This is a genomic window from Burkholderia sp. HI2714 (assembly GCF_002223085.1).
GTDB classification, from domain to species: domain Bacteria; phylum Pseudomonadota; class Gammaproteobacteria; order Burkholderiales; family Burkholderiaceae; genus Burkholderia; species Burkholderia lata_D.
In genome coordinates, this window is the sequence record NZ_NKFM01000005.1 from 25,025 (window position 1) to 38,955 (window position 13,931).

Here is a 13,931-nt window from a genome sequence, read left to right on the forward strand (position 1 = left end):
ATGAGCTTTCTGAAACGAATCCTGGGCGGCCACGGCGGTGGCCATGGCGGCGGGCACGGCAACAGCGGCCACGGTGGCGGGCATCACGGCGGGCAGCGCCGGGACGGGCATGGCGGTCACGATGCGCGGGGCCGCAATCGCCATGGCTGGGGCTGGCAGGCGCCGGCCGATAGCCGAGGCGCGCAGGGTGGCGGCAACGTGCCGTTGAGCCAGCTCGCCTGTGCGGGCTGCGGCGCGCTCAATGCGTCGGACGCGCGTTTCTGCGCGCAGTGCGGTGCCGCGCAACGCGGCAAGTCCTGCAGCCGCTGCCACTCGGCGCTGGCGGCCGACGCGCGGTTCTGTCCCGGGTGCGGGACGCAGGCTGCGTAAGTCGGTGTGTCGGCCATCCGCGCCGGCGGCGTGCGGACGCCGGCCGGCGCGCTTCGTTTCAGGGCCGGCGCGCACCGGCCTTTCGATCAGCGCAGCGGCAGGTAGATTTCCGTGCGCAGATCGGCCGGCGCCGCATCCATCGGCGTATTGAGGTACAGCTCGAACGGCGGCGCGTCGGCGGCTTCGCGGCCCGAGTGACGCAGCCAGTCGCCGTAGAGCCACTGGTAGGCCGTCTTCAGATCCGCATACGGCCCCGTATGCAGCAGCACCGCATATTCGCCGCCTGCCACCGTTGTGCGCTCCACCGGCGGCGCGGGTTCGATGTCAGGTGCGCCATCGGCCGGCATGAAGCAGGCTTTTGCGCGCAGCTGCGCCTCGGGCTTCGTGTCCGGATCGTCGTAAAAAATGCCGATCATCTTCGCGCCCGGGCCGATCAGCCCGCGCGGACCGGCCCACGCACCGATCCGAGCGAACGCGTCGCCGACCTTCAGGTACGACCCGGTGTGCGCCACTGCATAGCCGTGTAATTCCGGCAGCCGCCGGATCTCGACTTCATGCTTGAACATGTCTTCTTCTCCTCGCTGTAACGGATAGATGGGCCGGTGGCTGCCCGTGCGCCGGTGCTGCACGGGCGGCACGCCGTAGGCGTCGCGAAACGCCCGCGCGAACGCGTGCGTCGAACCGTAGCCGGCACGCCGCGCGATCTCGTCGATCGGCCGCGCCGTGCATACGAGATCCTCGGACGCGCGCACGATCCGCATCCGCCGCACCGTCTGCACGATCGACTCGCCATACAGCGCGCGATAGACGCGCTGCCAGTGATACGGCGACAGGCACGCGACTTCGGCGAGCCGGTTCAGGTCGAGCGGGCCGTCGAGGTGTGCGTGGATGTATTCGTGGACACGCGCCACGCTCGCCGCGTAGCGGATCCAGGCGGGCTGGTCGGGTTTCGTTTCGACGGTCATCGGCGTGTCCGGGCAGGAACCGACGTCACGGTAGCACGGCCCGATTTGATAAATCTTGCGGAAATGCGTAGGAGGCCAACGAATCGAGCCCTTTTTATTTTGGCGAAATGGGGTCTTGCCCCTCCGAGATCTAGAACTAAAGTTAAAGACGGTGAAATCGGGTGATCGCGTCATTTTTCTCGGGTAAGTTGCTCCGTCGGGGCAGCACGTTTTTCGAAGTACGCAGGTAGTTCGTCGATGTTCAATCGCAACACCACGTTTTCGGGAGAAGAAGAAATGGATGCTTCCAGCTTCATCACGTCGCTGCAGACCACGCTAGGGGGGTATCTGCCAAAGATTGCCGGCGCGATCGGCATTCTGGTGATCGGCTGGCTGATCGCCGTCGCGGTGCGGGCCGGCGCGATGCGCCTGCTCGGCGCGCTGAAGGTCGATCAGCGGATCAACGAAAGCACCGGCCAGGGCGCCTACGTCGAGCGCATCATCGCGGGCGGGCTGTTCTGGCTCGTGCTGCTGGTCACCGCGGTGGGCATCTTCAACGTGCTCAACCTGTATGCGGTCTCCAACCCGTTCTCGCTGCTCGTCACGCATATCGTCAACTACCTGCCGAACCTGATCGGCGGCGCGGCGCTGACGCTGATCGCGTGGCTCATCGCGTCGCTGCTGCGCAGCCTCGCGAACCGCGCGCTGAAGGCGAGCAAGATCGACGACAAGCTGTCCGAAGGCGCCGGCATGCAGCCGATGACCGGCTATCTCGGCGACGTGCTGTTCTGGCTCGTGATCCTGATGTTCCTGCCGGCGATCCTCGGATCGTTCGCGCTGTCGGGGCTGCTGTCGCCGGTGCAGGGGATGGTCGACAAGCTGCTCGCGATCGTGCCGAACATTTTCGCGGCCGCGGTGATCGGCTTCGTCGGCTGGATCGTCGCGCGCGTGCTGCGCGGCCTCGTGACGAACCTGCTCGTCGCCGCCGGCGCCGACCGCCTCACGCAGCGCCTCGACAGCCCGACGCCCGTGCGCGTATCGAGCCTGGTCGGCACGATCGTCTACGTGTTCGTGTTCGTGCCGACGCTGATCTCCGCGCTCGACGCGCTGAAGATCGACGCGATCTCGGTGCCGGCCACCAACATGCTGAACCAGTTCCTCGGCGCGGTGCCGGACATCGTCGCGGCGATCGTGATCGTGCTGGTGACGTTCTACTTCGCGCGCTTCGTCGCGTCGCTCGCGCAGAAGCTGCTGGAAGCCGCGGGCGCCGACGGGCTGCCGGCCGTGCTCGGCGTCGAGCGCGTGTTCTCGGGGATCCTGCAGCCGTCGGTGCTGGTCGCGCGGCTGATCGTGTTCTTCGCGATGCTGTTCGCGTCGGTCGAAGCCGCGAACCGGCTCGGCTTCACGCAGGTGCGCGACGTCGTCACCCTCTTCATCGAATTCGGCGGCCACGTACTGATGGGCGGCGTGATCCTCGTGATCGGCGTGTGGCTCGCGGGCCTCGCGCGCCGCGTGATCGAGCAGGCCGACCGCGAGCACAGCGTGTTGTTCGCGCGCATCGCGCAATTCGCGATCCTGGGCCTCGTGTTCGCGATGGGGCTGCGTGCGATGGGCATCGCGAACGAGATCGTCCAGCTTGCATTCGGCCTCGTGCTCGGCGCGATCGCGGTGGCGGTGGCGCTGTCGTTCGGTCTCGGCGGTCGCGAAGCGGCCGGCAAGCTGCTCGACCGCTGGTTCAACCAGCGCGGCGGCGGCCAGTAAAGCCACCGTCGAGCATCCGTCCGGCCGCGCTGCATGGCCGGACGGCACGGCGGCTGCGTGTGTATCCCGCCGGGCGAGAACGGCACGCGACAGCGTTCGCGCGTGCGGCGCCGGCGGCGCCCGGCTGTCGGCGAAGGCTGTCGCTGTGCCCCCTGCGGCGTATCGGCTGCGTCAGCCGTTCCGGGTCTGCATTTCTGCAAGCGAAATGTCAGCCGCGATCTTTGCCGAATTTCGATAACACGTCGTTTAATGACTCTCTAGCATCGATTCTCAGTCGCGCAGGCCGCCAGGCCCGGCGCCTTTGAGGAGAGAGTCCGATGAAAGCAGAGTCGAATGGCCGGCCCGCCGCCGGCGCCAAGTCGTCCGGCCAGCCCGCGCTGCAGCAGACGCTCGGGACCTGGCAACTGTGGGGCATCGCGGTCGGCCTCGTGATTTCCGGCGAGTACTTCGGCTGGAGCTACGGCTGGGCGAGCGCCGGCACGCTGGGCTTCGTCGTCACCGCGCTGTTCGTCGCGGCGATGTACACCACCTTCATCTTCAGTTTCACCGAGCTGACGACGTCGATCCCGCATGCGGGCGGCCCGTTCGCGTATGCGCGCCGTGCATTCGGCCCGACCGGCGGCTATCTCGCCGGTGCCGCGACACTCGTCGAGTTCGTGTTTGCACCGCCCGCGATCGCACTCGCGATCGGCGCGTACCTGCACGTGCAGTTCCCGGGCCTCGAGCCCAAGCATGCGGCAATGGGCGCGTATCTCGTGTTCATGGCGCTGAACATCGTCGGCGTGCAGATCGCGGCGACCTTCGAGCTGGTCGTCACGCTGCTCGCGATCTTCGAGCTGCTGGTGTTCATGGGCGTCGTGTCGCCGGGCTTCGCGTGGAGCAATTTCATGAAGGGCGGCTGGTCGGGCGCCGATCATTTCAGCATGGGCGCGTTCCACGGGATGTTCGCGGCGATCCCGTTCGCGATCTGGTTCTTCCTCGCGATCGAAGGCGTCGCGATGGCCGCCGAGGAAGCGAAGAACCCGAAGCGCTCGATCCCGATCGCGTATGTGGCCGGGATCCTGACCCTCGTTGCACTGGCGATCGGCGTGATGGTGTTCGCCGGCGGCGCGGGCGACTGGACCAAGCTCGCGAATATCAACGATCCGCTGCCGCAGGCCATGAAGTACATCGTCGGCGCAAACAGCGGCTGGATGCACATGCTCGTGTGGCTGGGGCTGTTCGGGCTGGTCGCGTCGTTCCACGGGATCATCCTCGGTTATTCGCGCCAGATCTTCGCGCTGGCCCGCGAAGGCTACCTGCCCGAATGGCTCGGCAAGGTGCATCCCCGCTTCAAGACGCCGCATCGCGCGATTCTCGCGGGCGGCGTGGTCGGCATCGCGGCGATCTACAGCGACGAGCTGATCCAGTTCGGCGGGCAGACGCTGACCGCGAATATCGTGACGATGTCGGTATTCGGTGCGATCGTGATGTATATCGTGAGCATGGCGTCGCTGTTCAAGCTGCGTCGCTCGCAGCCGAACATGGCACGGCCGTTCCGCGCGCCGCTGTACCCGATCTTCCCGGCGTTCGCGATCCTGGCCGCGTTCGTCTGTCTCGGAACGATGGTGTACTTCAACGGGCTGGTCGCGCTGGTGTTCCTCGGCTTCCTCGCGTTCGGCTACGCGTACTTCCTCGCGACGCGTGCGCAGCGTGCGAGTGCGCCCGGCGACGCGCTGCTGGAGGAATGAGCAGGGTGAAGGTGAACGTGAAAGGCCGTTCCTGACGGCATCCGGCGCGCCCCGTCGAACGGGCGCGCCGTCGGCATTTGGCAAGGAGATTCGAACGATGTCCTATACGGAGACGATCGGCCCGCGCACGTACCGTTTCGCGGACCTGAAGACGCTGCTCGCGAAGGCGAGCCCGCTGCGTTCCGGCGACCAGCTCGCCGGTGTCGCGGCGGCGAGCGAGGAGGAGCGCGTCGCCGCGAAGATCGCGCTCGCGGGCGTGCCGCTGAAGGCATTCCTGAACGAAGCGGTGATCCCGTATGAAGACGACGAGGTCACGCGCCTCATCGTCGACGATCACGACGCGGCTGCCTTCGCGGACATCTCGCACCTCACCGTCGGCGATTTCCGCAACTGGCTGCTGTCGCCGGCCGCCGACGGCGCGGCGCTCGAACGGATCGCGCCGGGCCTCACGCCCGAGATGGTCGCGGCCGTGTCGAAGCTGATGCGCAACCAGGACCTGATCGCGGCGGCGAGGAAACGCCGCGTCGTCACGCGCTTTCGCAACACGGTCGGGCTGCCGGGCCGGATGTCGGTGCGGCTGCAGCCGAACCACCCGACCGACGACGTGAAGGGCATCGCCGCATCGATGCTCGACGGGCTGATGTACGGCTGCGGCGACGCGATGATCGGCATCAACCCGGCCACCGACAGCCTCGCGGCGATCGTGAAGCTGCTCGCGATGATCGACGGGTTCCGCGAACGCTACGGCGTGCCGACGCAGTCGTGCGTGCTCACACACGTGACCAACACGATCGCGGCGGTCGAGAAGGGCGCGCCGGTCGATCTCGTGTTCCAGTCGATCGCGGGCACCGAGAAGGCGAACGCGAGCTTCGGCATCTCGCTCGCGCTGCTCGGCGAGGCGCGCGAGGCCGCGTTGTCGCTCAAGCGCGGCACGGTCGGCAACAACCTGATGTACTTCGAGACGGGGCAAGGCAGTGCGCTGTCGGCGAACGCGCACTTCGGCGTCGACCAGCAGACCTGCGAAGTGCGCGCGTATGCGGTGGCGCGCAAATTCGACCCGTTCCTCGTGAACACGGTGGTCGGCTTCATCGGGCCCGAATACCTGTACGACGGCAAGCAGATCATCCGTGCGGGGCTCGAGGATCACTTCTGCGGGAAGCTGCTCGGCGTGCCGATGGGCTGCGACATCTGCTACACGAACCACGCGGAAGCCGACCAGGACGACATGGACACGCTGTTGACGCTGCTCGGTGCGGCCGGCATCAACTTCATCATGGGGATTCCGGGCGCGGACGACGTGATGCTGAACTACCAGAGCACGTCGTTCCACGACCAGCTCTACGTGCGCGAGGTGCTCGGCCTGCGCCGCGCGCCGGAATTCGAGGAGTGGCTGGAGACGATGGAGATCGCCGACGCGCACGGTGCGTTGCGCGCGGCGACGTCGCGCGTGCCGCTGCTCGCGGGCGCGAACGACTGGATGGGGATTTCGGCATGAGCGACGCCGTCGAAAAGAACCCGTGGGCGCAGCTGAAGTCGTTCACGAACGCACGGATCGCGCTCGGTCGCGCGGGCAACAGCCTGCCGACCGCGCCGCTGCTCGCGTTCAACCTCTCGCATGCGCAGGCGCGCGACGCGGTGCACCAGCCGCTCGACGTGGACGCGCTGCGGCGGGAGATCGAGGCAGCCGGCTTCGCGACGCTCGGCGTGCAGAGCGCGGCGCCCGATCGCCAGCATTACCTGCGCCGGCCCGACCTCGGCCGCAAGCTGTCGGATGAAGGGCGCGCGCTGCTGGCTGCGCACGGCGATGCGGTGAGCGGCGATGGGCCTGACGTCGTGTTCGTGGTCGGCGACGGGTTGTCGGCGTTCGCGGCCGCGAAACAGGCATTGCCGTTGCTGCAGGCGGTGCGGCCGCGGCTCGATGCGGACGGCTGGCGGATCGGCCCGGTGGTGGTCGCGACGCAGGCGCGTGTCGCGCTCGGCGACGAGATCGGCGAGCTGCTGCGCGCGAAGGTCGTCGCGATGCTGATCGGCGAGCGGCCGGGGCTCAGCTCGCCGGACAGCCTCGGCGTGTACCTGACGTGGGCGCCGAAGGTCGGCTGCCACGATGCATTGCGCAACTGCATCTCGAACGTGCGGCCCGAAGGGCTGCCGTACGCGGGGGCCGCGCACAAGCTGCATTACCTGATGACGCACGCGCGCCGGCTCGGGCTGACGGGTGTCGGGCTGAAGGACGACAGTGATGCGTTGTTGCCGCAGGCGGAGGCGGAGCGGATCGGGGATGCGTGAATAGCCACTCGCATCGAAAGTCAATAAACACCCGCAGCTTCGGCGACAACTGCCGGCTCGGCGCAACACGTTGATTGCTTGCCGCACGCGGGACGGCGCGAGCGCTGCAAGTGCCGCGCATCTTGGCATTGCTGCGCTCCGTCTCGATCGGTCCGTCGAATAGGTTTCGCGCACCTGGCAAACCACTACCTCGATCGTTTGCACGGCTTCCGGGCTCATCGGCCCTGAAAGTGCGCGACTACTGGCGCATTTGACGCCGGTCAGCGCTCTCGAAAATTCGCATTGCGAATTTCGAATTCGTCTGATTGATTCATCTTTCTCATTCGCGCAAATTTCGTGTGGCGCAACCATCACCGATTTGTCGAGAAAGGAGACCCGATGAGTGACGAGTCGAATGTCCCGCCCCATCGTTCCTTCACCAGCAGCTCACTTGCTGCACGCGTGACCAAGGCCAGCGGCACCATCCGGGTGATGCCAAGGCGAAAGCGATTCTTGGATTGACGCGCGATTAAATCGGATTGGTTGATTCGGTTGGTCTCAATTCATTTGTTGCGGATTTTCCGCAATGGTTTGTCCATGGATAGCGGCCGCGTTTCGATGTGATATGGCTGGCGCCCGATATAACGAGGGTAAGAATGACGGGATTCGATCGCGTGACAAGTTATTTGACGGGGCGGCAATCCGCGCATCTGAAGCTGATGCGGCGCAAGTCGAAGCGCGAGCCGGAGACGGGCGAACTGCCTCCCATGCCCACGGTGTCGGTCGTATCGTGGGTCGTGCGCGAGGCGATCTGCGAGCCGTACAGCGTCAAGGCGGTAGTTGCCGCACCGATTGCGATTCCGAGAAAGATGGTGCTCGGGCAACTCGCGAAATTTTCGGTTCAACCCGAGGACGGACGCGCCAAGCGCGAATTTACCGGCTTCGTGACGCAGTTCGACTCCGTATCGGAATCCCGTGATGGTTACACCTACCGTATTGTGATGCGCCAGCATCTGGCCGTCATGGACGGCCCGAGCAATTGCGCCACGTACCAGGGAATGGCTTCGTGGGAAATCATCAAGGAGATTTTGGCGCGTTACGACCTCCGCTTCTGGATACAGGTCGAATTCAATCTGCGCCGCGAGCATCCCAGGCACTCATTCCGCTTCCAGTACAACATGGGCGACTGGGACTACATCAAGCTCGAGATGGAGCAAGCGGGCCTGTACTGCTACACGAGGACCGGCGAGCACGGCGACGTGCTGGTGATCGCGGACGACGTTGACGGCTATATGCGCCCCGCGATACCTGTGCTGGATCGTCCCACTGCCGGGCTGGCGACCTTCGAGGAAGCGATTTTTTCCTTCAAGGTCCGCTCGCGCGTCGTGCCGGAATCCTATGTGGTTGCCGACTACAACCCCGAGCAGGCGTGGGAGCGCTTCCGTGCCGAGGACCGCGCCGTATCGGACGACGAGACCATGATCGGCAAGCCCTATTTCTGGGGCACGCATCACGACGACGCCAAAGGGGCCAAACGCGAGGCGCAGTTGCGCCATGAAGCGGCACGTGCCAGCCAGATTCGTTACTCGGTGGAGTCGACCGTGCTGGCGATCCGGCCTGGCAGCATCGTGCAGTCTGATCGGGCGCTCGAGGATGCCGGCGCGGCAATGTTTGTGACAACGGTTGTGCATCGCGGCGCGCGGAACGCGAGCTACGTGAACAGCTTCACGGCGATTCCGGCCGATCGTCCGTACCGGCGGGAAATTGACGAGCGTCGGTGGCCGAAAATTCCCGGCACGCTAGGCGCGACTATTACGTCGCCTGACAAGTACAAATTCGCCTACCTGACCGACAAAGGCGAGTACGTTGCGCGGTTTCACTGCGACTTCGGCAACTGGCCCAAGGGTGGGGAAAGCGTTCCGTTACGGCTCGCCAAGCCGTTCGCAAGCAGGAACCATACGGGCATGCACATGCCCGCGTTGGACAGCGACGAAGCACTGATCGGCTTTCGCGAAGGCAATCCGAACAAGCCCTTTATTGCGGCTTTTATCCACAATAGCGAGCGCCCCGACCTGATTAATTCGTCACGACGGCGCATGTCGCGTAACGAGATCCGAACGCAATCCGGCAACAAGTTCTGGATGGACGATTGGGACAATCAGGAAGGCATCGAACTCGGTACGGAGCACTCCGGCCGCTCGCAACTCCATCTCGGCCATATGGTGGACCGCGCACTGAACCAGCGAGGCGCGGGTGCCGAACTGCGGACTTCAGGGCATGCGGTTGCGCGAGGCGGCGCAGGCGTGATGGTGACGGCCTACGACCGGCCGGGCGGCGTGGGCAAGCAGCTTGATATGGCCGAGACGGTCGCGCAACTCAAGGAAATGTTGGCGCTAGCCGAATCGCTGGCGAAGTCGGCCGAGGCGTCGAAGGCATCGCCTGCGGATACCCGGGCGCAAAAGGCGATCAGCGACGGGCTGGACGAATTGAAAAGGCCGGGTGCGGTCGTGACTGCACCGGGACCGGTTGGCGTGGTCTCGGGCGACGGTGTGCAACTCGCCGCCGATGGTTCGATCATCGGGACCGCGAAGAAAGGAGTCCACTTCAGCGCGCTCAAGAGGATCACCGCCGCTGCGGGCGGTCTGTTGTCACTGTTCGCGCGGGAGGGCATGAGCCTGATCGCGTCGGCCGGCGAGGTCATTGTGCAGGCCCAGCGAGGCCGCATGCAGCTTGCGGCGCAGGAAGACATGACGGTCGAAACGGTCAATGGCGTTTTGCACGTGAAGTCGCCGAAGGAAATCCTGCTCAGCGTCGGCGGCTCGTATATCCGCGTGAATCCGGAAGGGATCGAGATGGGCACGCGCGGCCGTGTGCACTTCAGGACGAGTGGCTTGAAGAAGACCGGGCCGGCTCAACTGGACCTGAGCGGCGCGGCGTTCGCGCCGGCTTTCGTGCCGTTCAAGACGGAGTGTGAGGTCTGGCGTACCAACCCGAATTTTGTACAAGCGCCGGCCTTGGCACTTGAGCCGAACCCGTCGCAAATGGGGGCACAGGGTAATACTGGGGCCGTGCCACCCGTCCCGGCGTCAGATACCGACGCAACAGTGCCACCATCATTTCTGGGGGGCATCTTTGGTGGGAAATCAAGTGCGAAAGCAGGAGTGTCAAGCAATCGCGGCCTGACAGTTAACGATTCGGACAATGAGCAACAAAAGTGCATTAGGCTTGATCCGATTCAGCTATTAAGTCCCGCTCCGTGTAATTGGCAACTGGCTGATTTTAGTGAGTCAGTCAGTATGATGCGGGAGACACCGACATACCAGAAATACGGTTGGACGAGAACTGAGCGACTTAAAAATGGTGACGATCCGGTTATGTGTGCCGGAACAGCGCTCACCACATGCCAGTTCACCTACGATGCGAGTAATAAAATGTTGACGGCGAAGGTCGTTGCCGCATTGGTGCCGCGACTGCTGGTGAAAATGAATCGGGCAACAGGGGAGCCGTCGCGCGACGAAAATAACCGGTACATTATAGTGCAATATGAAACGTTCAGGAATGGAGCCAATTCCGGAAAATCGTTTGCCGAGCATGGCTTGATACAGGTCGAACGTGATCCGAAGGAAGTTGACGCCTCAACCTACAAGAACCAGATTGAAAAGACCTTGAATCAAGGTAATTACAAGCTGATTCTTGATGGCTGTCAGAAGGGGGGTGCCTGCGGTTGCCGAATCGCCGTCAAATTCTGTGCTGATGTGCAGGTGGTAAGGGCAGCTGACGCGCCAGCGCTCAACCCGAACATCACCATTAGCCTGTATCCGACGACTGAGCGGGCAGATGCTATGAATTGGCCGGAAAAAGAGTATCAGAAGCAGGTGGCAACTGGGCGATATACGGAAAGGGTTACGCAAACAAAAGCACATGAAATTGGGCATCTCTTTAATTTTCCTGACGAATACTGGCGGCAAGGGGGATTTGTTCACTCGATTTATGTTGGGGATGGCGTGAATATCGATTTTGCGCTTGCCGATGCAAATAAAGATAAGAATACGTTCTGGATTATTGAAACTGAAACCAATCTGATGGGCGGTGGATGTCTTCAGCCGACGGCGACGATCTCCCCGTATTACCTCGAATACATCCGTAGGTGGTTCTCCGCTCATACCAACAAGTTGTGGAGGGTCGGCTATGACGCGCCAGTCAAGAAAGCATGAACAGATAACGAAAGACGAGCCCCAAATATGGGGACTACTCTCGTCGGGCAGGAGTGATTTGCAGTTTTCTAACGCAGTTCGAAAGCTGGCTCTGTTGATAATTCTTGTATGGATGGGGGGTGGATTCGTTATGGCGAATGATTTCGGCAACAGTGCCATGAAGCCTGGTGCATTTTCCCTTTCGTGGTCCGGTGGCCTTGAATATGGTTCGAGAGAAATGACTTTTGATGGCGAAGGAAGGTTTTATTTTGCCAAAGGGGATACTGTCAACGACGAATCACAAACGGGTGTGGGTGTTTTCGTTCTCAGTCTGCAGAATAAAGAGGCGCGGCAACTGAAAGACGTAGCTCACACTCTGTGTGACAAGGATATTCAGTCCGGCGGACCAGAAACCCATGATCCGGCCGCAACATTTAGCGTTATCTGCCAAGACGAAGGTAAAGCCGTACGGAGATCAGGTTCATTGCGTCTGATTCCAGAGCGTTTCAGGCGTCAGGTTTTTGATGCACCTCTCAGGCTATCCGAGCAGGCATGCTCGGATGGTCAAAAGATCATCAAGTTGGATTTCGAGACGGTGAGTATCGAGCATAAGGGCGATCATTACACTGTGTCGATTAAATTTATCAATTCCGGCAAACGATGGATTAAATTTAAAACGCCAGATCTATTGCCTGGCAATACTCGGGGTGGGGGGCTTGCCGTTGCGCCGTTTAGTGAGCTTGGGAAGATGCAGCCTCGCGATGATTGGGGCTTTAATTTGGCTGGTAAAACACTGATAAATAAAAAAGAATTTCCTGATGGATTTGTCGTGCTCAATCCTGGTGAAGGTAGGATTTTGAAGATCGAGGCTGTTCCGGATAATAAAATTTTAAAAGGTGTGTACGAGATTTCCGGTGTGGCTTTTATGAAAATAGAATACGAGGGCTATGGCTGGGGGCTGTCAACGCACGTCGATTTCAGTCCTATTAAAAGCCAAATAGCTTTCGACCATGACTATCCTTCAACGCCACAGGAGCGTGAGCAGTGGGAGGCCATGCATCGCGCAAACATGTCATATCACGCGGTGAAGCCCGGTGAGACGTTCGCGGAGGACGGCCTGTATCGAGCCGTACGTCTGAATTCCGGCGGCAGCTACCGCAGCTTGCAGGTGATGCCATTCAAGGCCGGCGACATCGCCACGACCGACAGCATGACGATGCCGATGGAGTCCGGGGACGGCGTCCATCTCGATGGGCCGGTGCAATGGGTATGGGAAGGCAGTGCCCCGACCCCCACGAAGCCATTCTCGTCCGCCTATGTCGAAGGCACGGAGCAGTTCAGCTTGCCCGGCGCGCCGTGTCCGCGTGGCGGCCGATGGGTGGCGCGCGTGCGCGCGAATGCCGACTACTCGACGCCGGAATATCGCTATGACCTGTCCCGCATCGTCACGATGCGGCGCGGCCAGCCGATGCCGTCGATTCCGAGCGACGCCGGCAACGCTGAATGGGAATGGGTGGGAGTCTGAAATGCGCGAACGTGCCCTGATCTATCAGCATGACCGGACGACGGCGAACGGCGTCGTGCTTGACGGCCTCGATGACGTTGAACTCGACGATCGCAAGTTGAGCCATGTGGGCGCGCGGGTCCAATGTCCTGCGTGCAACACCATTGGCCGGATCGAGCCGGTCGGTGAGCGCTCGGACCATGAACTGAGCGACAAACAGCCCGCGCTCGAAGACGACCTTTGCCGGTGCGCGTGCAATTCCTCGCCGCGGCTGATTGCATCGCAGCGCCACTCGATGATCGAAGCGTGACGCGATATTCACGGAGACGCGATGAAATTTCGCTGGGATCAACGCGTGCCGCCCGAGTGGCAGCACCCTAAGCCGCCGCCTGTATGGGTCTACCTCGTCTTGTTCCTCGTGATCGAGGGCGTGTGCCTGGCCTATACGGTGACAACGTGGCCGGCGGGCAAACCGGTTGGCTCGCCGGAATTCATGCGATCCGCGCTGACGGTCCCGCTTACTTTTTGGCTCACGATCTGCGCCGCGCTTTATTCGACGTTTTACGACGGCTTGGCGTTTGAGGCAGCGGTCAGGAATGCGGCGCGCTGGCATTTGCTGGTCCGATGGCAGCGACTCAGCCGTGCAGGCATGGCCGTGCTCGACAGTGTCATTCTCACGCCCGAAGCCGACCTGGCCGAACGCATGCTGAAACTGGAAGGCAGTCCACCGGAGAATCCGGGGAAGGTCATGTTGCTTGGAGGCGTCGACGCAACCCACGTCGCATCACGCGTCAGCAGCCTGCTGGAAACCCTTTTGACACCACTGGCGGCGCGGCTGGCTGAGGCGGCGCGCAGCAACTCATTCGAAATCGTGATGCAGTGCGACCGACAGGAATGGTCGACGGACGTCAAGGCTGTGTGGGAGTGCTTGAAGTTGCCAGGGCGGCCCCGTGTTCGATGGATCGACAACGACCGCAACGTGAACTTTGCGGAGAACTGGTTCACGGACAAAAGCGACTCGCCGTTTGCCTCTAGTGTTATGTCGCGACCTGTACGAGAATCGGCGTCGCGAGATATTCGGCGTGAGACAGCGGCAGGTGTCGCGCGTTCGGCGAGAAGAAATGCACTGCAGTTGAGCGCGAGACATGATGGGCCGCATGGCATG

At 62.6% G+C, this 13,931-nt stretch carries 9 protein-coding genes and 1 pseudogene; 9 read left to right on the forward strand and 1 reads right to left on the reverse strand.

Going from position 1 to position 13,931, the window contains the following annotated elements; all coding sequences use genetic code 11:
• The gene (locus tag CFB82_RS00690; RefSeq protein WP_069246792.1) at window positions 1-369 is read left to right on the forward strand and encodes a zinc ribbon domain-containing protein; all 369 of its coding nucleotides are present in this window, start codon (window positions 1-3) and stop codon (window positions 367-369) included.
• Between the two features lie 86 nt (window positions 370-455).
• On the opposite strand, the gene CFB82_RS00695 is transcribed toward CFB82_RS00690, so the two are convergent.
• Window positions 456-1,334: an AraC family transcriptional regulator gene (locus tag CFB82_RS00695; RefSeq protein WP_069246793.1), complete on the reverse strand. Its 879-nt coding sequence runs from the start codon at window positions 1,332-1,334 to the stop codon at window positions 456-458.
• A gap of 276 nt (window positions 1,335-1,610) precedes the next feature.
• Between CFB82_RS00695 and CFB82_RS00700 the strand changes: the two genes are divergently transcribed.
• The 8 genes and pseudogenes from CFB82_RS00700 to CFB82_RS00735 form a co-directional block, all read left to right on the forward strand.
• Complete coding sequence (locus CFB82_RS00700) at window positions 1,611-3,074, forward strand: mechanosensitive ion channel (RefSeq protein ID WP_069249193.1); 1,464 nt, start codon at window positions 1,611-1,613, stop codon at window positions 3,072-3,074.
• A gap of 317 nt (window positions 3,075-3,391) precedes the next feature.
• Complete coding sequence (gene eat, locus CFB82_RS00705) at window positions 3,392-4,804, forward strand: ethanolamine permease (RefSeq protein WP_069246794.1); 1,413 nt, start codon at window positions 3,392-3,394, stop codon at window positions 4,802-4,804.
• Between the two features lie 97 nt (window positions 4,805-4,901).
• Window positions 4,902-6,299 (forward strand): ethanolamine ammonia-lyase subunit EutB, encoded by a 1,398-nt coding sequence (locus CFB82_RS00710; RefSeq protein ID WP_069246795.1) that lies wholly within the window; start codon window positions 4,902-4,904, stop codon window positions 6,297-6,299.
• Window positions 6,296-7,090: an ethanolamine ammonia-lyase subunit EutC gene (gene eutC, locus CFB82_RS00715; protein WP_069246796.1), complete on the forward strand. Its 795-nt coding sequence runs from the start codon at window positions 6,296-6,298 to the stop codon at window positions 7,088-7,090. The genes CFB82_RS00710 and eutC overlap by 4 nt, the downstream gene beginning before the upstream one ends.
• A 635-nt stretch (window positions 7,091-7,725) precedes the next feature.
• Window positions 7,726-11,283, forward strand: coding sequence for a type VI secretion system Vgr family protein (locus CFB82_RS00720; RefSeq protein WP_089483198.1), 3,558 nt, complete (start codon window positions 7,726-7,728; stop codon window positions 11,281-11,283).
• A gap of 130 nt (window positions 11,284-11,413) precedes the next feature.
• Entirely contained in the window at window positions 11,414-12,787 is a 1,374-nt protein-coding gene (locus CFB82_RS41850; RefSeq protein ID WP_143750859.1) for a hypothetical protein, read from the forward strand.
• Window position 12,788: 1 nt separating this feature from the next.
• Window positions 12,789-13,076, forward strand: coding sequence for a PAAR domain-containing protein (locus CFB82_RS00730; RefSeq protein WP_069246799.1), 288 nt, complete (start codon window positions 12,789-12,791; stop codon window positions 13,074-13,076).
• Window positions 13,077-13,097: 21 nt separating this feature from the next.
• Window positions 13,098-13,931 (forward strand): annotated as a pseudogene (locus tag CFB82_RS00735) (hypothetical protein); the annotation flags it as partial.